Annotated in this window: 23 protein-coding genes and 1 tRNA gene; 21 read left to right on the forward strand and 3 right to left on the reverse strand. The window is 65.9% G+C overall.

The window, feature by feature from the left end; genetic code table 11:
• Nucleotides 1-131 precede the first annotated feature (131 nt).
• From EV192_RS45030 to EV192_RS45110, 17 genes are all read left to right on the forward strand, one after another.
• Nucleotides 132-905, forward strand: coding sequence for a DUF7178 family protein (locus EV192_RS45030; RefSeq protein WP_132124913.1), 774 nt, complete (start codon nt 132-134; stop codon nt 903-905).
• A 347-nt stretch (nt 906-1,252) separates the two neighbouring features.
• On the forward strand, nt 1,253-1,558 hold the full coding sequence (locus EV192_RS45035; protein ID WP_132124914.1) for a hypothetical protein: 306 nt from the start codon (nt 1,253-1,255) through the stop codon (nt 1,556-1,558).
• A 535-nt stretch (nt 1,559-2,093) separates the two neighbouring features.
• Nucleotides 2,094-2,627, forward strand: coding sequence for a hypothetical protein (locus EV192_RS45040; protein ID WP_132124915.1), 534 nt, complete (start codon nt 2,094-2,096; stop codon nt 2,625-2,627).
• Nucleotides 2,628-2,685: 58 nt separating this feature from the next.
• Nucleotides 2,686-3,555, forward strand: coding sequence for a hypothetical protein (locus EV192_RS45045; protein ID WP_132124916.1), 870 nt, complete (start codon nt 2,686-2,688; stop codon nt 3,553-3,555).
• Nucleotides 3,556-3,673: 118 nt separating this feature from the next.
• Nucleotides 3,674-4,102: a hypothetical protein gene (locus tag EV192_RS45050; RefSeq protein ID WP_132124917.1), complete on the forward strand. Its 429-nt coding sequence runs from the start codon at nt 3,674-3,676 to the stop codon at nt 4,100-4,102.
• 142 nt (nt 4,103-4,244) lie between these two features.
• The gene (locus EV192_RS45055) at nt 4,245-4,832 is read left to right on the forward strand and encodes a hypothetical protein (RefSeq protein WP_132124918.1); all 588 of its coding nucleotides are present in this window, start codon (nt 4,245-4,247) and stop codon (nt 4,830-4,832) included.
• A 35-nt stretch (nt 4,833-4,867) separates the two neighbouring features.
• Complete coding sequence (locus EV192_RS45060) at nt 4,868-5,419, forward strand: hypothetical protein (protein ID WP_132124919.1); 552 nt, start codon at nt 4,868-4,870, stop codon at nt 5,417-5,419.
• Nucleotides 5,420-5,424: 5 nt separating this feature from the next.
• Nucleotides 5,425-6,231, forward strand: a complete 807-nt coding sequence (locus EV192_RS45065) for a hypothetical protein (protein WP_132124920.1) — start codon at nt 5,425-5,427, stop codon at nt 6,229-6,231.
• Between the two features lie 94 nt (nt 6,232-6,325).
• Nucleotides 6,326-6,709, forward strand: coding sequence for a hypothetical protein (locus EV192_RS45070; RefSeq protein ID WP_132124921.1), 384 nt, complete (start codon nt 6,326-6,328; stop codon nt 6,707-6,709).
• Nucleotides 6,710-6,778: 69 nt separating this feature from the next.
• Nucleotides 6,779-7,765 (forward strand): hypothetical protein, encoded by a 987-nt coding sequence (locus EV192_RS45075; protein ID WP_132124922.1) that lies wholly within the window; start codon nt 6,779-6,781, stop codon nt 7,763-7,765.
• 17 nt (nt 7,766-7,782) lie between these two features.
• A complete protein-coding gene (locus tag EV192_RS45080; protein ID WP_132124923.1) occupies nt 7,783-7,977 on the forward strand; it encodes a hypothetical protein in 195 nt (64 codons plus the stop codon).
• A gap of 305 nt (nt 7,978-8,282) precedes the next feature.
• Nucleotides 8,283-9,530 carry a phosphoadenosine phosphosulfate reductase domain-containing protein gene (locus EV192_RS45085; protein ID WP_132124924.1) on the forward strand — a complete coding sequence of 416 codons (1,248 nt, stop codon included), beginning with the start codon at nt 8,283-8,285 and terminating at the stop codon, nt 9,528-9,530.
• A 120-nt stretch (nt 9,531-9,650) separates the two neighbouring features.
• Nucleotides 9,651-10,178: a hypothetical protein gene (locus tag EV192_RS45090; RefSeq protein ID WP_132124925.1), complete on the forward strand. Its 528-nt coding sequence runs from the start codon at nt 9,651-9,653 to the stop codon at nt 10,176-10,178.
• Nucleotides 10,179-10,287: 109 nt separating this feature from the next.
• Nucleotides 10,288-11,556: a hypothetical protein gene (locus EV192_RS45095; RefSeq protein WP_207926747.1), complete on the forward strand. Its 1,269-nt coding sequence runs from the start codon at nt 10,288-10,290 to the stop codon at nt 11,554-11,556.
• A 699-nt stretch (nt 11,557-12,255) separates the two neighbouring features.
• The gene (gene dprA / locus EV192_RS45100) at nt 12,256-13,137 is read left to right on the forward strand and encodes a DNA-processing protein DprA (RefSeq protein WP_165960940.1); all 882 of its coding nucleotides are present in this window, start codon (nt 12,256-12,258) and stop codon (nt 13,135-13,137) included.
• Nucleotides 13,134-13,931, forward strand: a complete 798-nt coding sequence (locus tag EV192_RS45105; RefSeq protein ID WP_132124928.1) for a M48 family metallopeptidase — start codon at nt 13,134-13,136, stop codon at nt 13,929-13,931. Before dprA ends, EV192_RS45105 begins: the two co-directional genes overlap by 4 nt.
• A 167-nt stretch (nt 13,932-14,098) precedes the next feature.
• Entirely contained in the window at nt 14,099-14,413 is a 315-nt protein-coding gene (locus EV192_RS45110; protein WP_132124929.1) for a hypothetical protein, read from the forward strand.
• Nucleotides 14,414-15,217: 804 nt separating this feature from the next.
• Here the strand turns inward: EV192_RS45110 and EV192_RS57015 are convergent.
• From EV192_RS57015 to EV192_RS45125, 3 genes are all read right to left on the reverse strand, one after another.
• The gene (locus EV192_RS57015; protein ID WP_132124930.1) at nt 15,218-16,111 is read right to left on the reverse strand and encodes a hypothetical protein; all 894 of its coding nucleotides are present in this window, start codon (nt 16,109-16,111) and stop codon (nt 15,218-15,220) included.
• Between the two features lie 1,054 nt (nt 16,112-17,165).
• The gene (locus EV192_RS45120) at nt 17,166-18,125 is read right to left on the reverse strand and encodes a C40 family peptidase (protein ID WP_132124931.1); all 960 of its coding nucleotides are present in this window, start codon (nt 18,123-18,125) and stop codon (nt 17,166-17,168) included.
• 4 nt (nt 18,126-18,129) lie between these two features.
• Nucleotides 18,130-19,164, reverse strand: coding sequence for a replication-relaxation family protein (locus EV192_RS45125; protein WP_132124932.1), 1,035 nt, complete (start codon nt 19,162-19,164; stop codon nt 18,130-18,132).
• Nucleotides 19,165-19,775: 611 nt separating this feature from the next.
• Between EV192_RS45125 and EV192_RS45130 the strand changes: the two genes are divergently transcribed.
• The 4 genes from EV192_RS45130 to EV192_RS45145 all read left to right on the forward strand — a co-directional run bounded on the left by EV192_RS45130 (nt 19,776) and on the right by EV192_RS45145 (nt 22,000).
• A tRNA-Ile gene (locus EV192_RS45130) sits at nt 19,776-19,850 on the forward strand.
• Between the two features lie 189 nt (nt 19,851-20,039).
• Entirely contained in the window at nt 20,040-20,321 is a 282-nt protein-coding gene (locus EV192_RS45135) for a hypothetical protein (protein ID WP_132124933.1), read from the forward strand.
• A gap of 363 nt (nt 20,322-20,684) precedes the next feature.
• Entirely contained in the window at nt 20,685-21,158 is a 474-nt protein-coding gene (locus EV192_RS45140; protein WP_132124934.1) for a hypothetical protein, read from the forward strand.
• A gap of 203 nt (nt 21,159-21,361) precedes the next feature.
• Nucleotides 21,362-22,000 carry a hypothetical protein gene (locus tag EV192_RS45145; RefSeq protein ID WP_132124935.1) on the forward strand — a complete coding sequence of 213 codons (639 nt, stop codon included), beginning with the start codon at nt 21,362-21,364 and terminating at the stop codon, nt 21,998-22,000.
• Nucleotides 22,001-22,212: the final 212 nt, after the last annotated feature.

A 22,212-nucleotide genomic window follows, 5' to 3' on the forward strand; every position in this document is an offset into this window, starting at 1 on the left:
GGCCGGCGAACGTACCGCCGTAGCGGAATGGTTCCGCTTGTGGGACGACTCGCCGGTGAGCGTGAATCACACGTAAGGACCTGATAGCAATGGTTACCCCCAGTGATCACCCATGGTTCCAGGCTCACCCCGTGAGCCACGAAAACATCGTGTGGCACTGGGAACAGGCCACAACTGACGAAATAGCCCAGGGCATGCGCTGGTATGTCGACGCGCATCACGTGGCAACCGTCATCGCCGACGGTGACGCTCATCTCGGCGCTGGAATGCTCGCGATCTACTCGCCACAGCAAGGATGGATCGGAAACATTCTCAATGCCGCTCGTGTGCTCCGCGAGCGGCAGGGGATCGGCGGACCTGGATCCGGCATATTCGCGTCTACTTCGCAGAAACACGCGGCCGATCGGTTGCTGTCCGGCGAACGATACGGGGACATTCTCGCCGGTCCGAAGATTCGCGATTTCGCGCACCTGATTGAGCATGGCGGAGACAAAGACTCCGAGGACCCGCGCGTCGTCATCGATCGGCACGCGCTGTCTGTCGCGCACGGTCGCGCACTCAGTTCAGACGAGTACGACTCGGCACCTCTGAAAGGGTTCAAGCGCCGTGACGGTTCGATCAGCCGCCGGCACTACGACCATGTGGTGAGTCAGTACCACCGTGCCGCGGAAATGATTTCCGTCATCTCTGGTGACCGGGTTTCGGCACATCAGGTACAGGCCGTGACGTGGCTGGTCCGCCAACGGCTGAACCAGCAAGCCGAACAGCAGCGCGGCCCCAACCGCCTGGACAAGGGCCGCAACCGGGCGCGCGCACATTCGGAACAAGCCTGGCAAGCCTTCCGAACCAACCACTTTCCCGAACTGGCGACGTGCCCTGGCACCGGCTACCAGACGGCTGCCTAATGGCTAGCCTCACAGCGAAAGGCGCAATCATGGAAACCGTTCTGAAACACACGTGCGGCGGCCCCGTCTTCGGACGCAAGACGCCCGGATGCCCCCGCTGTGACCAGCTACTCGCCGGTGCTCCGCCCGTCGAATGGGCAGGAATGCGCAGTAGGAAAGACCGCGCGCGAGACGAGCAGCAAGACCGGCTCGCACGCCGCGAGCATTTCGCATCGGACGGGCCCCACGCTACCGGCGAATGCGGGCCCGTCTGCACCTTCGGCGACTGGTGACCAGCCGCACCTGGCCGATTGGCGCTACCAGATCAGCCAACTAACCAACACATGCACCAAGTGAGGACAGGGGAAATGAGCGCAACGCAGACCAGTCACGCCCGCATGACTGTAATTCGACCCGGTGATCTCGTTTTTATCGACGGTTTCTTGGGGCTCATACCGGCGAAAGTGACCGGCTACGCAACGTGGGGGCACATCAAGGTGCGTATCACGGCGGAGCGTCGCGGCTATCGCCGTGGGGAAAACACCACCGTCACCCCATCGCATTGCATCCCACGTGCGCATGTCCGCGTGCGCTCGGGGCAGCAACGCATCTTCGGTGCGTGGACGTTCGACGGACTACCGAACGAATTTCAGCCCCGCTGGGCGTGGGACTAACCCGACACGTCAATTCCGGCCAACTAGCAGGGAGTCAATATGCCAACCACGAAACGGGACGACAACGTCATCGAGCTTCATTTTCAGTACGCGCAAGACGGCTGGATCATGAGTGACGACACGCACGGCGAACAGGACGCCGATAGCGCGACTGCTTTCACTCGTGACGGGTGCGCGTTCGTCGTATGTGAACGCGCACCGCGCGGACGGTGGCGCATTGAATCGACCGACGGGGCATGTGCACCCGTGCCACTATCCGCATACCAATACCGCTTTTCGACATTGGCAGACGCAGCGGACTACGTAGCCGCGAAATGCGGGGCCACCGTTCGGCGCGTCGACGCGTGGGTCTGATAGCGCGAGTACGGCGCAATCGAAGGTTTCCTAGTGACCGGCCGCGATTTCGGCGCCCGCTTTAGCGGGCGCCGCGCAGCTCTGACAGCGCGCAATGGTTGCAACGGTCTCCCGTTGCGGATTGTTCGACTCATCCGCGCGCACGCACAAAACCCCGCTCGAATCAGCAAAGGAGTCCACCATGTTCGTGTACGGCGTGTCTTTCACCGATGTTCACCGCGTCGTGCGCGACGTGTCCGACGCTCTGTACGACGGAAACATCACCGTACGCACGGGGGAGGACCGCACCAACAGCGCCGGCCCCCGCGCGACGTTCACCCTCCGCGCGCACGACACGACCGGACCGGGCGCCAAGGGAAGCTCGTCCGCGTTCGACAAGGGCACCGGCCCGAAAGGCAGGCGCCGCACCATTTCCGCGTGCTGGCACACGCACTACGACGTACTGGCCGAGCTATTCGCCCGATTCCCGGCCGCCCGCGTCGTCACCAAGATCGCCACCTACACCGCACCCACATTCCGTGACCGCGCGCTCGAAACCTCCTATCTCAATGTCGGGAGCGAATTGTTCCCGGCCACCGCACCGGACTGCTGCGAATGCGACCACGCCGACTACGTCGACGACTTCGACTCGGCACCTACCGGCGACGCCATGCGCCCGAACACCGACGTCGCTTACTTCCTTCACGAACTCGACCGCGTGCTCGCCGAACAGTGACTGACCTCGTCAACAACCTCCGGATTTCACCACCCACCCGACGAAAGCGAGTACCACGATGACCGACCACCCGACCGCCGTGGACATGCTATGCGCTGAGCTTGTACGGGAACGCGCACGTGCCGATTCCTTCGAAGCGATCAACCGCGTGCAGGCAGCCAGCCTCGCCGAGTTGGCCAAACGCGCGGCGAACCTCCGGTGCCAGGTTGCCGACCTGGCCGACGACGCCCTGAGCTCGAAACCCATGCCGATACAGGGCTTGCGCAACGTCACCGGCCGGACGAGCGGCTTGGCGGAGAGCCTGAGCAGGTCGGCACACGGCTACGCGGGCGCACGCACCACCGACATGCTGTACCCGACCGTGGACGACGATCTCCGCGCGCACAACTGGACGCCTCGCCCCGACCGGGGCCTGGACGGCACCTTGCCGCCGATCCCGATCAGCGAGATGGGCGACCGTCGGGGCTACGCCCGCGGCTGGCACCGAGGCCCGCAGTGGATCACGTTGTGGTTCACCGGACCAACTGCTCTGGCCTACGGGGACAGCAGCGACCACGGCCAGCTCACCAGCGTCGACGCCATGCGCGCCGTAATCACCTCCGCCCGGTCGCTGTCCACTTCGGCGCTGCCCGACTGGGTCGCAGAGCGGATGAAAGCGCACACCGTGCCGTTCGACGCCCCGTATGTCCGGGTGTTCGCACACCTCCAGGCCGGACCATGGTCCGCGATCGACATCGACCGGTGCGACGAGTACGGCGTCCGCACGCCCAACGGCACCGGCAACACCTCCGTGTGGGTCAGCCCGAGCGACCCCGACTTCCGGCTCTACGTCTGGGGAATCGGCAACGAACCAGCCCACGTCCGCTACTGGGCCGGCCCGGTCGTCGACATGGCCCACCTCGTCCAGATCACCGGCCAGTACCGCTGACAGGTAATCACCGGATCCGCCCCACGCACGAGTTCCCACGGCGGGTGCCGGCTGCCCGCCAGCCGACACCCGCCCACCGATCGGCGCGTTGATCACGTCCCGAAGGAGACGACTTGCCATGCCCGACACCACGAACACCCACACCACCGCCGTCGTGACGCTGTGGGTCAACGGACGAGATTCCCGCGACGGCATGGCGACACTGACACAGATCGTGGACGCGACCGGTGGCCACACCGTCCACATCGTCACGATCGACGAGCGTGCCGCCGAGTGTTACGGCATTCCTCAGCCTGTCAGCGTCATCGGTGGCCTCGTCCGAACGCGCGGCCGATGGTCACCCACCGCCTACCGCGATCGTGCGCACCTCCTGGGCGGCGGGGGACTCGTCTACTTCCTGCCGAACGCCCCGAGCCGCGTTCGCGCGGTCCGCGCGCTGCTGCGCTGGTGGTTCGTGGTCGCCCGCCGTGCCCGAGATGGCGCCGATCCCCGCCACCTCGACCCATGCCAGGAATCACCTGCGTCTCGCCGATGGCTGCTGGCCTGACCACATCACCCCGTCCCATCGAGACCACCGCGACGGTCGCACCTCGCCTTGCTCCGGGTCCCGCGTGATCGCCGACCCCTGGCCAAGGCGACCTCACGGGCTTCGGCCGCTTGACCTCCGGCCGGAAAGGACCGACACCGCCATGACCACCTCCTCAACCGCCGCCATCGCGGACGTCCTCGACTGCGGCCACCCGCCCACCCCGGATCCCACCGGCGTCGGGGCCGGCCGTGCGATCGACCCGCACACCGGCGCGACGAGCTGCTACCCGTGCTCGGACGAACGCGCGCGCGACGCGATGACCCGCGCGAACACATTCGTCGCCTACGTGTCCACCCACGGCGACACGCTGACCACCTGGCCCGGCGGACACCTCGCCACCATCGACCCGGCCGACACCCACCAGACCGGCCGACGCACCTACACCCCGTCCGGCGGGATGTGGACCCGGCACGTCTGGCACGCCACCGACATCGACGGAGGCCGCTGGACCGGCGTCAACGGCGGCCCCGGCCTCGTCATCCGCGTACACCGGCTACGCGCGTGCACCTGGCAAACCAAGTTCGGCAACGGCCGCGACCCGCGCTACTGCCACCGCCGCGCCACCCACGCCGGCCAAGGCGGCGCCGTCGACCTCTACTGCCGCACCCACGCCCGCCAGGTCTTCGACCTCTACGGCTGGACCACCACCGCCCTGCCACCCCGCACGCTCGCCCGGCCCGGCGCGTGACACCGCCCCACCGCAAGGAAAGGAGTCTCGTGTTCGTGAAGTTCTACGACCGCCTCGACCTGTCACGGACCCATTTGGACGACGTGCTCGTCGTGCCCGCGAACCGAGCCAAGGCGCTCGACATGGCGCGGGAACGCCACCTGCCGCGCCAGGCGCTCACCCGCGCGACCACCCACATGGGCTTCTGGGTCTACGTCTTCCAACTCGACGCCGACACCGAGCTCGGCACAGTCACCCTGGCCGGCGCCCGGCCCGGACCAGAGAACGTGGCCACGCTGCCGGTCCGCCAGCTCGACCACTACATCACCCCCGGCATGCCACTGACCGAGATGACCGGCCTGCTGGCCTCGGTCGCCGAGGACTACCCGCCCACCGCGCTGACGGCGGTGCTGGCCGACAGCCTCACCAAGGTCCTCGACCTGTGGGCCGACGCCCGCCGCAACGGCCGGCCCACGATCGACATCCGCGACCTCGACCGGACCGTTACCAGCGAATTCGCGCCTGCCATCCGGGCCTGGCGCACCGGCGACGCCTTCCCATGCCCCCGCCTGGCCGATGCGGCCTGGCCCGAACCCGTTCCGAGGTGAACACCATGCCTATCAACGACCCCACGACCGCAACCCCGTCCGAGATCGACGAGGAGCTCGCCCGCCTCGACATCGAGCACACCAAGGCCCAGAAGACCCTGCTTGGGCTCAGGAAGCGCCGCCGGACCTGGCTGGACGACGGCCAGACCGCGTCCGCTGCCGAGTTGGAACCTCGAATCGAGCAGGCCAGTCAGGCCATCGCCGAGTGCGAGGCAGCCGCCCAGCCGCTCAACGCGGAGTTCGAACGCCGGGGCGGCTGGACCCGCGCCTGGCTGGTCCTCAACACCGGCGGCCACGTCCACCGCACCACGGCATGCCGCACCTGCTTCGCTACCACCCAGTTCGCCTGGCTCACCCAGCTCTCCGGACACGACGAGACCAAGATCGTCGACCTGGCCGGCAAGGCCGCGTGCACCGAGTGCTACCCCAGCGCACCGGTCGAACTCCGCAACCGGCCCAGCCGGATCAAGACCCCCGAGCAACTCGCGCGAGAATTGGAGAAGGCCGAGCGCGCGAAAGCCAAGGCCGCGAAAGCGATCACAGCACCGGACGGAACACCCCTGCGTACCAAGGGTTACGGGCAGATCGACACCGAGTTCACGGCCCGACGCTCCTATGCCGACGCCGTGGCCTACGCCCGGCGGCTGGCCAGGGCAAGCATCACCCTCCACCGGGACACCATCGCCGCGTACCGCGACGACGCGCAACTCATCCTGGCCGCCCTAGCCGCGAAACACGACCGGACCCAGGACGACCTACGCGACGAACTGGCCCCCAATGTCGAAAGCCGATGGCAGCGCGAATACAAGTAACCACAACGCATCCCGCTGAACACCCCGCCCGTTGGGCTGCCCACATCCCGCGGCGCGGCGTTCCGCAATCCTCCGTCTGGAAAGGACTCGACCGATGATTCTGGTGGACACGCTGGAAGACCTCGTGCACAACTACCTCGACGACCGAGCCCGGCCTGGATCAGCGGTCGGCACAGTCAACGCGCACGACCTGGCCGGTCACATCGCGGCCCACCTCGCCGAACGTGGCGTCGACACGGGATACGCCGATGGCTCCCGCCTTGCCTTGCCAGGCACCACACCCCAGCCGTCGGAGCCTGAGCGGCGCCGGCTCCCGCTCGTGCTTCAGGACCACGAGGATGACCACGTTCGCATCTACTGCGATGGCCGCGACTGCTACTGGTCCTGGTCGCTGTACCAGGACGCCACCTCACACACCAACGCCGGCTCGATCATGAGCGCGGTCCGCCATGCCCTCTGCCGACACGGCCACACCTGACCACCGCGTTTCCGCGAGAGCTATCCAGCTCTGGCCTATGCCATTCAGAACGAAAGGAGGTTGGGGGTCATGTCGCACTACGCGCGAGACGTGGCCGAACGGTGGGTCGCCGCGATGACATACGACCCGGACATGCGCCTGCGGTCCACCAGCCGCATGTACCCGAGCGGGGACCGCATCTACAGTTACGGCTCTCATTTCGAACTGGGCCGGGTCATTCGTCGTGCGGGTGAGGTCGTCGCGTTCCTGCTCAACGGCGACACGTACTCGCCCACGACGAGCAATCACCAGAACGAGTTGCGCTCGGCTGTCGACCGCAGTGGTGTCCCACGAGTCATCATCCCGTACAGCGCACTGCAATCTTCGGGGCTCGATCTCGACTCGATCGAGATCCTCGACGTCACACGCGATGCCTGGGTGCCCGTCGAGCGGGTGGCCTACCAGCCCCGCACGCGATGGGCGTGGAGCACACCCGGCGATCTGACGACGGCCGTGCTGCCCGACGGACGCACCCGGTATCGGTGGACGGACTACGTGCACCGCCTCGGCGAATCGGTGATCCGTGGCCGCATCCACATCGGGTGGCGGTCGGTCGGGCCGGACCGCTGGGACCGTACACCGCGCTACCGCTGGACAAAATTCCTGTCAGGCTTCGATGTGCAGGAGTCACGGCCACTGTACTTCTTCTGCGAGTTGCCGCGTACCGACGCGACGACAGTCAGCCAGGCGTACCAGGCACTCAAGCCGGACGCGGTACTGCTCGCCGAGCAGATGAACCGCACTGTCACGCGACAAGGCGACATCTTCACCGTGGCCTTGTCCTCACAGGTGACCAAACGGTGGCTCCGTCACGAAGGGGCCACTTTCGACAAGGGCGGGCCCTTGCTCGACACCAATCACGTCGCCACCGAGGTGGCCCGGATGCCCGACGGCACCACGGTGGTGCGCGGCACGCTCACCCACCGTCCGCCCTTCCGCCGGCCCGACCACCGGCGTGTCCGGCTTGCCGACGGCTGGCACGCCGTCGTCAAGAACACCGTCCCGCTGAGTGCCTAAGAAAGGAGGAATGCCCGATGCTCACGATCGAGTTCACGCCCAGTGACGTGCTGCCCACTCTGGATCCGCAACTCGGTGACCAGCTCGGCGACGAGCTGCTGCTCGCATCGGCCAAGAAGCGCGCCGACACAGTCAAGGCCGGCCTGCACAGCCGCACAACCGGCCAGCGACACAACACTCGCGCTTGGACAGCCGGCGGCCACGTCGACTGACCACCCGCGATTATCTCCTCACGGCGGTGCTCGACCCACACGGGTCGAGCACCGCCGTCCCTGCGGCTGCGATCGAGCCGGAAATCGCAACCTGGCCCCGACGACACTGGAGCCATCGCTGGTGCGCAACGACATGAGCCGCCGGCCATGCTCCGCACCTGCGTCCAAGGTGACGCCACCGTTGACGGCTGACACCAACGCAGACGGATATCTGAGCCGGACGCAAAAGTGTCGTCACACACAGCCTCATCCTACCTAAAGGTCTATTAAGGACAAGCACGCTTAGCTTGTTGAAGGGGTGACTCATGCTCGCGCCAACTACAACACCAGATCTCGCCGCCTATGACGTTATCCTCGTCAACAGCAGCGGCGGAAAAGACAGCCAGGCCATGCTGGACGAAGTATGCACCCTGGCCTCGACCACGGGCGTGCTGCACCGCGTCACCGTCTTGCACTGCGCGCTCGGCCACGTCGAGTGGCCGGGCACCCGCGAACTCGCCCGCACCCAGGCCGAGCACTACGGCGTCCGCTACGAAGAACGCCACCGTGAGCAAGGACTTCTGCTCGACCAGGTTCGCCGCCGCGGGCGCTGGCCATCGTCCTCAGCGCGCTACTGCACCTCGGACCAGAAGCGCGGCCCCGCACGGAAACTGATCACGCAACTCGTCGCCGAACTCGGCGACCTGCACCGTCCGGCCAGTGTACTGAACTGCCTGGGTCTGCGCGCCGAGGAGTCCCGCGCCCGGCTGATGAAGGCTCGCCTGAGCCGTGACGAGGCAACCAGCAGTGGCCGGCGTACCGTCGACACCTGGCTGCCGATTCATGACTGGACTGAAGAGCAGGTGTGGCAACGCATCCGGGCCTCCGGCGCGCCCTACCATCCGGCCTACGATCAGGGCATGAGCCGCCTGTCGTGCTCCCTCTGTGTGCTCGCGAGCCGCGCTGATCTGGTTCGTGCCGCACAACTACGGCCGGAGCTGGCTGCCGAGTACGCCGAACTGGAAACCCAGATACAGCACCGGTTCCGCAACGATCTGTCCATGGCCGAGATCGTCACCGCTGCCGAGCAAGCCGCCATTGTCGAGTCGAGCAAAGGGATGGCCACGATCGAGCTCGGTCAGGGCGAACTATGGTGGCCGAGGTCTGAGCGGCAGACCGACCGTTACGGCACCGTTTTCCTGGTCACTGGCCCGGAGGCCGTGGACTGCGTCAGCTTCGAGAACGCACCGGTCGGGCAACGCGGACGACTCGTCGCCGTCGTGGTCGAAACGCGACGCTCGAACCACTGCGGTGACCTCACGCGGGGCCTGGCACCCAGCACACCGATGGTCGGTGAGGAGGTCACGCTCGGTGCTGGCACCTTGTTCACCGAAACGGATCGCGACCTCGGCCGCACCAACGCCGTCGGCCTGGCTCCAGATGACGACCGGGATACAGACTGGCTGGACCCACGCGCCTTGTATCGCTGTCACAACCAAATCGTGCGGCTCGAACTCCGCACCGGCAGCCATTTCAACAGGCGCGTACCCGGCACCCGGCCACACGCAGCCTGACCCCTCGGCTGGCCCGAAGCGGCATTCGCGTGACCGCCATCGACCCCACATTCAGCGCCCCGCACGGGCCTTCGCGTTCGTGCGCGACGCGACAACCCGATGGAGAACAGGAGAAAGATCATGTCCGACGTCATCGTGCCTCCGATTCCGTTGTCGCTATGGCACCTCCCGACCGTGGGCGGACTAGTTGTGCCCTGGATCACGCCCCGCACGGCCGACGGTCGCTACCTGCTCGGTTCGGTTGATCGCGATCGGATGGGACGGGCCCTGCTCAACCGGTGGTGCGGAGTGTGCGGCCGGCCGCTGGAGAACCGTGCCGTGCTGATGATGCGATTGTCGGACCTGCCACGCCAGTGCACCAGCGAACCGGCATTGCACCCCTGGTGCGCCGCGTACACCAGCAAGTCTTGTCCGATGATCGGCGGACGACTGGATCACTACCGCTCGTCCCTGCCGCCCCTGGACACGAACATGCTGCCAGCACCCGACGCGTCGGCCCGCCAAGGCGCTGCTGCCGAACCATGGTTCGCCGTGTGGCTCGCTGGCTACCAAATCATCACCGACCACGGCAACCTCGCCGCCTCCTACGCCGGCACAAAGCCATTGCGTGTCCGGCCGATCACCTGGCAACTCCCCAACATCCTTTAATCGCAACACAACCAGGAGTGCAGCCCTCGCATCGGCTGCATCACACCAACATCGCCATACGGAGGACGACATGCAAAGGGGGACACGAACAATCACTGAACCTCACGACTTGATCCCCTATGTCTGGTCGTACGGGATGGGTGCGGAATCAACAGCCGGAATTCTCCGCATGATCACCGACCCGGCCGCCCGGCCCGAGACGATCGCACCGGACTTCTCTAACCTGGTCGTCGTCATCGCGCAGACCGGCGACGAGTGGAGCACCACTGGAAAGCTTGTCCAGCACTACATTCTTCCTCTTCTCCGTCGACATAACATCCGCCTGGTCGAAGTCGCCCGCCGAGGTCCGGCCAAAAAGGACGGTGTCGCCGTACTTCAAGACACCCGGCAACCGTACCAGCTGCACCTCGACGGCGTGTACAAGCTGTCCCGCGAGAACCGCGTCACCGGCACCATGCCGCAGCTCGGCGGCGTCCGCAAGTGCAGCCAGAAAGCCAAGGGCGCGCCGCAGGATGCGTGGCGCGCCACCGAGTTCGGCGACCAGCTCTACATCCACGCGATCGGGTTCAACGTCAACGAGTACATCCGGATCATGCGTGACTCCGCGTATTCCATGGGCGGGCAACGTATCCCGACGTATCCGATCTACGAGTGGGGCTGGAGCCGACAGGACTGCCTCGACTACTTGTACCGCAAGCTTGGTGCGGTGTGGTCGAAGAGTTGTTGCCGGCACTGTCCCTACGCGGGCAACAGATCCGGCTGGCCCGAGCAACTCGCACGGTTCGCTGCGCTGCCGACCGAAGCGGCGCAGCACATCATCGACGAGTACGTGTGTCTGGCGCTCAACCCCCGATCAGGGCTGTTCGGGCCCGGCAAGTCACTGATCACGCGACTGCACCGTGACCGGGCGACCGAGCCCATCACCCTGGCCGCCGCTCGGATGAAGACGATGCCGTGGGCAATTTATCGCGTACGCCGACTCTACTACGCGCCGGCCACCGCTGCCCGATCCGTGGACTGCGTCCTGCGCGGTGGGCACCGCACTGTCCACACCACGCTCACCGAAGTCAGCCGGCTCGCCGACATCACGGTGACGAAGAACGAGGAGATCGCCGGAGCACCGGTCCGCGATGGTGATCGGGATACCCACCGCCGGCTGTGGCTGCGCAGGCCCTGCGACGAGACGTATCCGACCCAGGAGGAGTTCTACACGGTCGCTCCCGCCCAGGCACGGGACAAGGAACTCGACGGCTTCGCTGTCGCCTGGGCAGAGCACACCGACGAGGCGCTGGCTCAGCTGGAACGCCGCGTCGACATGGCCATCGTAGCCGTGCAGCACGCCGTCATCGACACCCAAGGCGGTCGCGGCGCGGCCTGAACCATCCAGCCAGTTTCGTCTTCTTGAAGGGATACCACCATGTCTCGGTTCGACCTGCACCCTACGCACACGACGCACTCGTCAACGCCGGCCTGCAATTCGACCTGAGCGGTGTCCTCGACGATCTCACTCAGTGCGTCAGCAGCACGGGCCCTATCGCGACGTCGGACACGAGCACGGTAAACCACCGGACCCACGTCGCGACGGTGACCGAACCGCGCGCTGCATCCAATCGCCGCGCTGGACTGCTACAAGTACCAGACCAGCGGCACGCTCGGTTGGCAGGCCAGCGAAGGCGCACGCCTGGACACAGCGCCTACGCGAGAACCTGCTGACCCGGCTGCTCGCCGAAGCCAATGCCGCGGTGCGCCATGGAGCCGACTGCGTCCCGGCCTACCGGTTCCTGGCCGTCTACACCGAGACACCCTGGGGCATCACGGAACTGGACCAAGTCCCTGAACTCGGGACGGCATCGTCGAGCTGCCCAGCGTCCGAAAAGGACTGCGCGTGCAGATCCTGGCCAGCCCGTTCCACACCCGAACAAGGGCCCGTCCTCCCGCGTCCGCCACGTGACATTCCTCGGCATCGGGCGGAGCGGACACTACCCCACCTTCGCGCAGGTGTCCGAGCCCTCGCACGAGGCGCCCGCGGCGCCCTGACCAGTAGCCCCAACACGCCCAACTTATCGAGGAGATGACCATGCCTTCACTGGAGGTGCTGCACGCCCGCCTGTTCCTCCTGCGCGCAGCCGAACCACCCGCACCCGCCATCCACCAGCACGTCGCCGTCCACGGGCCAGTCGACACCATCGCGCACATCCGACACCGCAGCGCCCCCGCCGCGGTCCTCAACGAGGTCACCCGGCCGGACGCCCGGATCGACGACGACCTGCGGGCCCTCGACCACGGCACGGCGCGGCTGCTGACGCCCGAGGGGGACGACTGGCCGCTCGGACGGCTGACCGCCCTGGCTGGCCATGGCGTTCCGCTCGGCCTGTGGGTGCGCGGTGACGGCGTCCTGACCGAACTCGCCGAACCCGCCGTTACGGTCACCGGCGCCCGAGCGTCGTCGGAGTACGGAAACACGGTCGCCAGGGACCTCAGCGACGACCTCGCCCGCGCCGGGGTGACGGTCATCAGCGGCGGCGGTCTCGGAGTGGACGAGGCGGCTCACCGCGGAGCGCTAGCCGCCGATGGCCGCACGATCGCCGTAATCGCCAACGGGGTCGACCAGACCCATCCACACCAGCACGCTCGGCTCTACGAGACCGTGATCGACCAGGGCGGACTGTTGGTCAGCGAGTACCCGATCGGCACACCACCGACCCGCATCCGGTTCCACGCGCGGTGCCGGCTGTTGGCTGCTCTCGCCGCGGCGACCGTAGTCGTTGAAGCCGGCCACCGCAGCGGCGCACTCGCTGTCGCCCGCGCCGCTCACGAGCTCGGCCGGTGGGTCTACGGCGTGCCGGGCCCGATCCACTCCGTCACGTCGAAGGGCGTCAACGAGCTGCTGCGCACCGGCGTCGCCACCGTGGCCAGCTCCATCGAGGACATCAACTACCAAGAGGAGCGACTGCGATGACTGATCCCGAACGCTTTCGGACTGCGCTGGCCGCCCTCGACCTGCCCGCCGACTGGCGGGTCGACGTGACCATCCGTCCGCGGCGCCGCAGGCCCGCCATCGAGATCAAGCCAGGCGGCGCGGTTGTCGTCCTGATTCCACCGATGGCCGACCCGAAGCAGGTCGCCAGGTTCGTGAGCAGCCACCGTCGATGGATTGCCGAGAAGGTCGACATTGCGGCGCGTCTGGCCCCTGAGCACGCGGTCAAGGAGTTCGTCGACGGCGAGGAGTTCGAGCTGCTGGGCCACCGATACCGGCTCCAGTTCGTTGCTACGCCTGTGGGCGTCGAGCAGCTTCCTGCGATTACCTCGAAAGGTGTTCTGTACGCGCGGAAGCAGAGGCCAGAGCTGGTACGTCGGGCGGTCATCGGGTTGTACCGCGAGGTCGGGCTGGAGTGGCTGCGCTGTGAGGGCCGCCAGTACGAGGTGCAGGGCCGGATCGCCGGCCTCACCTACGCCGTGCGTGACCTCGGCCGGCGCCGCTGGGGCATCTACGAGGGGCCGCCCAAGCACACAACGACCCTGCACTGGGCTGCGTTCGGTCTGCCGATGCGATTCATCGAGTACGTCCTCGTGCACGAACAGGCCCACGCCACCCAGCCCGGCGGGTCTCCTCATGGCCGCGCGTGGCAGCGGCAGATGTACCTGTGGATGCCGGACTGGCGGCAGCGCCAGACCGAACTCGCCGACGTCGGTCGCCACTGCTGGCTCGGGGACCACTGGCCGAGCACACCATTGGTCTCGCGTCAGCCCTAGCGATCACTCGGTCTACCCAGCGGGCGACCTCGTGGGGATCTCCCGACGTCGCCCGCTGCACACCAGGTGTCATACTGACAGTAAGGTAGACATGCATGATAGACATGCCGCGATAACGACACGTCGTCACACAGCACCTCGACGACGCCAGCGAGAAAGGCTTCTCGATGAGCGACGAGCCCAAGGAAGTCCTGCACCTTCGCGCCATCCGAGCCGAGTTCGACGACATCAAGAACAAGCTGGACGACGCCCGCGTACAGCAGACTAACTTGGAAAATACGATCGCCGACCTGCTCGCGAAGCAACGTGAGGCCAGGAAGAAGCGACGCGACGCCATCCTGGCTGCCGACGCCGCGGGCATCCCACGACTGCGGATCTCCAAGGAATCCGGCATGCGGCGAAGCAACATGTACAAGCTCTTCGAGGAAGGCAGCGACGACTCGACCCCACCAGACGTCGAGGACAGCGACCCACAGGAGTGAGTCATCAGCAGCACCGCCCGCGGCCACCAGGTGACACGTGTGCGGAACTCTCAACGCAGGCGCCCGACGCCAACGACTGCGGGTCTCACCAGCATCCCCGCCAGCCGTTGCTGATGGGGGCTCCAAGCTCGCCCGCCGCAGGAAAGATCACCGAGATGTTCCGCTCGCACGTCAAGGACGGGCATCGGCCTGAGTGCGAGCTGTCCGACCGTCTTAGGGCGCGCATCGAGTCGTGATCAATCTGTGGCATGGAGTCGTCGTGCCCCGCACCACGTTCTGGCATGTCCTGTGACAACGAAGCTGACCGGTGCCGCCGACGTGTGAGCGACGCGGGCGCCGAGCGGTGCCGGCATAGGTAGAGCCCCCACTTCGGCCGAGGCACGCAGCTTGTCCAATTCGCCGTGCTGCCGTTGGGTGACGTCCGCCAGCGTTGCACCTCACGCCAGCTCGCCGCCTTCCCGTCCAGGCATCTCACGCTGTGGCGGGTCGCGCTGGTTGTCCCTGGAGGGCTTGTACGACCTGGGCTTCTGGTGTCGTTTGTGCACGGTTGTTGTCATCAAGGGATCACGGTGGTTGTCACTGCGCTGGTTGCTGGTTTGGTGCGTCGTCTTGGCCGTAACGGCCTGTGGCATGTCCCCTCTGTGGTAGCGAATTGGTCCTAAGTGGACGATACAGTGGGCTTCGGCGGTGGGTGCCCCGCTTGATCCTGTGGGAGTCTGGGCCGGTGGTGTGGCGGGCCTGTGCTTGGTCTGGCCTGGTCGGGGTGGGCGGCCCCGGGGTGGTGCCGGGGCCGCTGTGGGGTTGTTACCAGCTGATGATGGCGAAGCCGTCAACGCCGGTCTTGCCATCCTGGGGCGGGATACCTTGTTGGAAATAGCTGAGGCCGCCGTCACCACCGGCGCCGCCACCGGTGGCGGGGTTGAAGCCGCCTTGGCCGTCTAGGAAGCCAGCGCCGCCGGGGTCGGCGGCCACGGTGCTGCCGCCGAGGCCGATGCAGGTGGTGATGACCCCGCCGAGGCCGGGCAGGGCGGCGCTGGTGACGCCGGGGATGCCGGTTCCGCCGCCCTGGCCGCCCTGGCCGCCTGCCGCCCGAGCACCGGTCAGGAGGGTGCCGAAGCTGCTCGCGCCGCCACCGCCACCGCCACCGCCGCTGAGGCCGGAGAGGCTTTCACCGGGCAGGCCACTCAGGCCGCCACCAAGACCGCCACCGCCCAAGCCGCCCAGGCCGGCGAACGCGTCGCCATCGCCTCCGGCGGCGCCGCCGCCACCGCCGCCCTGCGGCCCACCATTGCCCGCGTCGCGGTTGACGGTGTACGTGGAACCGTGCGCGCCGCCGTCCGGGCCGCTGCCATCCAGTCCGTCGGCAGAAGGGGTCCCGCCGCCGCCACCGCCGCCGCCCACCACGACGGGGTAGGTGGTGCTCGGGGTGACGGGGAGTTGGCAGATGACGTGGGCACCCGCACCCGCGCCACCACCAATAGCGCCACCGCTGCCTGCGCCGCCGCCACCGCCGCCACCGGCGGTCAGTTCGACGTGCAGGGTGTGCACACCGGCCGGGACGGTGAAGGTGTAGTGCCCGGGGTAGAGGAACTCCTCCGGGCTCGTCTGAGCCTGTGCGACGCCACCGGTGGCGCACATCACGCCACCGACGAGCACTGTCACCGCCGCGATCCGAGAACCGAGATGTCGGGTAACCATGATGACCTCCCACTACCTGAGGACTCACCGCACACCGGACGCGCACGGTGAGTAGCCAACGGGACACTGATTGACGCGCCCGACGGGCGTGTCACGACGTCACCCAGCCGACGGCCGCGTGCCCAATCACCTCCGTTGACCGGCTACGATGCGGTGACCCCGCGCATTGTTCGTCCACACCGGACACCTGAACCCCGTCGATTACAGATCGTGACCACAAACAAGGTTCACTTGTGACCTGCGTCACATCGGACAGTGTGGTTCATGCTCTGCCGTCCGCAGTCACACGTCCTCCCGCTCGGCACACCTTGCGGCTCGCCGCGGGGCTATCGGAGTAGCGGGCCCGGGTCGGGCGGCGGGGCGTGCGTTGTCGGTTCAGTTGAGGCATCCGGATCAGTGACAGTCATCGTGACCAAGAGACAGACATCTTGACCCGCCACACACGCGGGGTGATGGTCAAGGCGCCCAATCACGAGCTAACGTGTCGAACGTGTGTTCGGACTTCTATGAAGGTGAGTCGGACGGGGTTGCTCAGTACCGGTTCGGGCCAGGCCCACGACTGACCGTCGTGCCTCCCGACGTGTGCACGAACGGGCATTCGCTCGGACCTGGACAAATGACGATCGGCTGGTCGCCGCCCAACTCCCACTTCGTCAGTTGCCATCGCTGCCAGACCGAACGACGCGCGCGGCACACCATCTACTTGCGGGAACCTACCCCAGAGGAATTCGAGGCACAGCGCCGCAAGCGGTGTGATGCCGACGCACACCTGTAGTTTCCCCGCTGTTGCAACTACTGATGTGGACCGCTAACGGCCACAGGGTGAGCGGCACCACCGTGGGTTGGCGGTGACGACGAACCAGACGCAAGTCAGCCCGCCGGCTCTCCTCAGAGGGCTGGCGGGCTGATCAACGAGCCCGCCGAGGGGGGAGGTGCGCACTCGTCCAGGTCGGACAGCTTTTCACCCAGGCGGCCAGGCCGTCAATCGGCGAACCGGCATGTCCAACGGACTTACGAGCTTCCTGTGGGCGAAAGCAGCGTCAGTACGTCCACTTTAGACGCGTGAGACGACAACTGGCCGAGACGCCGCGAGGAAGTCGTCACCGTTCCAGCGGTACGAGCTGATCTTGACTGGCTCGTTAAAGGTGGATGCATGCACGATCTTGCCCGCGCCGAGGTACAAGCCGACGTGGTGGACGTGGTTGGGGGTGCCGTAGAAGATGAGGTCGCCGGGAAGCAGTGGCTGACCGGTGGGTACGAGTGGTCCGGTGTTGTACTGTGCTTGCGCGGTGCGGGGCAGGGTGATTCCGGCTGCGTGGTATGCCTGCATGGTGAGTCCGGAGCAGTCGAATCCGGCGTCTCCTGCGGCTGGTCCATCGCCTCCCCATTGGTAGGGGCGGCCGAGTTGGCTGCACGCGAACGTGATCGCGGTGGTTACGGCGGCGGTGGGTGCTTGGATCTTGGTGCAATCGCCGGTACCGGGCATCGTTTGGCCGTACTTCTGGGCCTGGGCGAGGACTTGGTTGACGTACCAGTCGGCGTGGTTGTAAGCGAAGATGGCTTTGCGGAGGTCCTTGGGAGCACCGGAGTCACAGAGGTAGTAGGCCGCCGCGTAGATGGCATCGTGTTTGTCCCACGGGGAGGGCGGATTCTTCCCGCCAGGGGTAAGAGGATGCCGCGCGATGACACTGTCGAATGTGGACTGGAGAAACTGCATCGGTCCGCGTGCGCCTGCTGCATTGGAGGTTCCGTCCGCGACGCCGGGGAGGGCGCTGCGGCCGTGGTTGGTTTCGATTTTTCCGATGGCGCCGAGGATGGACCAGTCCAGGCCGGGGCAGACGGCGGTGGCTTGTTGGTAGAGGGCGAGGTAGTCGGATGGGATGTCGTCGAGGGCTACTTGGCTGGGTTGGGTGCTGTTGCTGCCGAACAGGGCGTTGGCGAGTGCTTCGGCGAGCCCGCCGATGAGGATGGGGATGGCGATGATGGCTGCGATGATGGTGATGCCGATTTTCACGGGGTCACCTCCGGAAGCGATAAGCGGTTGCGGGTGGGGGTAGTGGGTCGGGCGCGGCCAGTTGTGTCTGTGGTTGATGTGATGGACCTGTTGCCGGGGTCTGGGGGGCTGGCGTGGGGGTGGGATGGGGCCACAGGTGGGCGAGTTCGGCGAGTCGCAGTCGTCCCGTCCGTGGTGTTGATGTGCCGGCGATGGGCAGCCACCGGGCGTCGGCTGGGTTGTTCTCGCCGGTGGGGTCCGTGGTGCTGGTGGCGACGGGTACCAGTGTGGGACGGTCCAGTTGGGACAGTGTCTCGGCCAATGCTCGGCGGGCGGCGGTCTCGCGCCGGTTGCTGGTCAGCCATATCAGGACGGGCGTGGTGATTGCTGTTGCGGTGGCGAGTGTGTGGTAGCGGTAGAGCTTGCTGGCGAGGGTGGCCAAGTCCTCGGTGCCGAAGTCGAATTCGAGGAAGAACTCGATCTGGTGGCCGTCTTCGCGCCAGCGGCCGTAGGCGTCGGGCCGGACCATGTCGCCGAACAACCGGCCGCAGTGCTGTTCAGACCACCATGTGGTCAGCTGTCCACGAGCCCCGGGGCGGCGACTGGATGCGACGAGGCTGGTGAGGAAGCCGTTCACGCCGACGGTGTGGGCCAAGCGCAGCGAGTGTGCGATGCCGATGGCGTCTTCGTGGCGGTAGCCGAGCTGCTTGGGGTCTACACCGTCCTCGTAGGCGAGGGCGACCGCTCCGGCGATGTCCAGCACGTAGTGCATGGGCGCGGTGCCGGAGCTGATGAACGGTTGGAAGCGGTCGACGACGCGCCATCTGAACAGGTCAAGCAGCCGGTGGTTGGCCGCACGCATAGTCGGGTAGCAGAGCTCGACGATCTGGGTGGTGGTGAACACCTTGTGCTCGTAGAGCATCCGCGCCAGCCACCGGTCTCGGGCGGTGAGCCGGCTGGCGAGGTGGGCGTGGTGTTCGCCGGTCGTGGCGGCCCGTGGTGTGGGCCGTTGGGGCATGTGTCCGCGAAGTGCCCGCTGGGGCGTGGGATTCGTGATCATGGTTAGGCACCTGCCAGGGCAAATAGGTGGAATTGCATTGGATACAACATTGGGCAGATCGCTCTGACTGCTGTCTTGGCTGGTCAAGCGGGCAGGGCGGGTTGTAGCTGAGGTGGATGAATCCACAGTGGACCTGCGGCCTCGTTCTCGGGCGCATCGATGTTGCGTCTGATACAACCGCGCGGTGGGGTTGAAGCGCCTGGTTCAGTGCGTCCTGTGTTGCGGACAACGGCGTCCACCTTGATCCCGCGCTGGCTGTGTTCGAAGCGAAGTTGTTCCCTGTCAAGTCAGCGTGTTGAGATCCTGACGCCTGGTTTGCTAGCCGGTCTGCGGCCGTGGCCTTCGGACTGGTGGCCCTCCCGTCAGCCTGAGCTGAACCGGAGAACTTGAGCCCGATCTGTCAGAGGGTGGCTAAAGGGGTGGTGTGTCCGTGGATCTCTGCTGGAGGTGGCGGGCAGTGTCGTTGTTGTGGAAGTGATGCGCCGGGTGGCAACCCAGCTCCCTCTGGTCCGGTGTCCTTGGCCGATGCCATACTGTTCTCATGCTTAGACTGCAGGGCCAGTGCATACCCACCCCCCGCGGTGAGCCGCCCCGGGGTCTCGCCGTGCACATGCCCCTGTAGCTCAGCCGGTTAGAGCAGGACGCCTATAACGTCAAGGTCGCGGGTTCAAGCCCCGCCGGGGTACTGGGGGTTGGGTATGCCAGCCCAGGACCACACTTCCCAGAATCCACTGGGATCCCGGAAATCGTGCCGTGCGTTGGTTGGCTGACTGCTCGCCAGTCTGTGCATCTTGGTGCACGGAGGCTGCCACCGAAAGCACCCGCACTGTCTGAATGGCCGAGCCACAAGACTGCTCCATCAGTATCATCGGTAAGTGCCCGACATTCACCTTCCCGAAGCCCTCATTGAGCTGCAGCGCCGCGTGTTTGCGGCCCGCCTGGCATTGGCAGAGCATGTTCGGGCGAACGGCCCGGTGCGGGACTGGAGTCAGGAGACGCTGGCCGAAGGTGCGCTTCTGCAACAGGAACTTGAGAGGCTGGAAGGCGAGTTGCGGCAGGCCACCGAGGAGTCTGGCCTGATTCGTGAACACGGTGGCCGCACCACGCGCCTTGCACTCATAGCGGCGGCATCCCAGAGCCCGCGCGATCCTTGTTAGCTTCGACAAGGGGGCGCCATTGACGGTCGCGTCCTGTCGGCCGGCTGGCTCGGGCCACTCGCCAATCGTGTCTACGTCGTCTTGGGCAAGTTCGCCCTGTTGGGGTTACTTGTGCGGCGTGTTCTGGATCGCAATGGTGGATGCTCCGCGGGACGCTGATCTGATCGCCGTCCGACGGTTGCTGGACAAAGGGCGAACGCGACGGCTGGTGGGGCCATCGTGAACTCCGTGTCACCGATGCGTGGAATGCGGCCATATCGCCATAGACCCGACGCGCCGATCGCCCGTCCACGACCGCCGAGCGAGTATCGGCTGGGCTTGCCAGAGTCGTCAGTGACACTGGCGCCCTGGCAGAATGGCGTCATGAGCGGGTTCCCCTTCTTCTGTGACAGCAACTTCCGACCCTTTCGGTACGTCCTCGGTCACAAGCAGCTCTGGTTGCGCAGTGACGACTGCCAGCTGGAGATTCTGTTCACCGCGGTGGAGCGGATGGAACTCGACTCTCGTTTCACCGGCGGCCTTACTATTGCGTCGGTTTCGAGTCACGGTGACCTCGACGACAACGCGGCCAGACCGTTGCTACTGCTGACGCTGACCGGTAGCACGTTCGGCTCCGGGTTCGTGGCCTGTAGTCAAGCGAAGGTTTCGCGGATCAGACAAGACGGAGTCGAGTCGATCACGAGGGAGAGGATCTTCTGGGAGGGCGCCGTCTATTCCGAGCATGCTGTGGGCGGTCAAGCTGCCGAACCTGGTGAGGTGGCGTTCGGCCTGCCGGTGCTACGCAGATACGCCCGCGAGAAGCGGACCACGCCGCGGTTCCCACCACCACAGGACTGACGGACCAGTTGGGGTACGGACGGGGCATCATGGACTCCGCACGTACCGGCCGAGTACACCAGACTTGACGCCGTCGAATACCGCCGGTCTCGAATACTGTCGCTTCACCAGTCAATAGGCGGAATCTAATTGGATCTACTGTTGGGAAGAGATTGCACTAATTTCAGTGGCGTTGGGATAAAGCTGAGGCCATACTGTTCTGCGTGGGAGAACAGCAGCCGGTGCCGCCGGCATGGGATGACCTGCGTGACGACACGCCACGCGACGACTGGAACCTCCAGGTGCCTCAGTTCGGTGAGCAGGTCCGTGAGTGGTCGGACATCCTCGATGGCGTCTACTGGCGATCTAGTGAGGACGGGCGCGGCGATCCCGGTGGCTATGACACGTCCGACATGCAACGGCTCCGCGGTCTCATCATGGTCCAAGCGGCTGAAACCGAAGCCGTGCTGGGCCGTATCCTGTGCAAGCTGGATACACAGGCAAGTCCTGGGAAAATGATGGCCGGTGTGTTGCTGAAGAAGATCTGGGAAAAGCTTTCGGACCCTAACAAAATCACTTGGCAATCACATGTATGCCAGATACGCAAAGCCCAGAAGAGGCGCAATCATGTCGTCCACAACCGAGTGGACACTGGCTACGGCTGGGTGGAGTACGCCACCGGCGATGGCGGTGAATGGATTCCGTTCATCACCACCATGGGCGACGAATTGTGTGACGGGCGGGAGTTGAGTCACGACCTGGCGCTTCAGCAGTCATCCACGGTGCTTGCAATTGAGATACTCCATGGGTTGTCGTGTTCTAACCACGATCGAGCTGATCGCTGTCCTGACTGGTGGGAGTAGCGGATATCGACAGGCCGTGAGTGAGACGATCGCCCAGTTCGGCGCGGGTCGGTGCTGCGAGGCCGCAGCACCGACCCGGTTGCTCGGTTCACCAGCCGCAATCCAGTTGTGGGCGTCGGTGAAGGTCGCGAGGACGAGCCACCACTGGCGGGATGGCCGCGCGGTGTCGGCATGCTTGTTGAAGGAGTCGATGATCCCGCCGAGCTGTCATG

Origin of the sequence: Actinocrispum wychmicini, assembly GCF_004345645.1 — a bacterium.
Classification (GTDB): domain Bacteria; phylum Actinomycetota; class Actinomycetes; order Mycobacteriales; family Pseudonocardiaceae; genus Kibdelosporangium; species Kibdelosporangium wychmicini.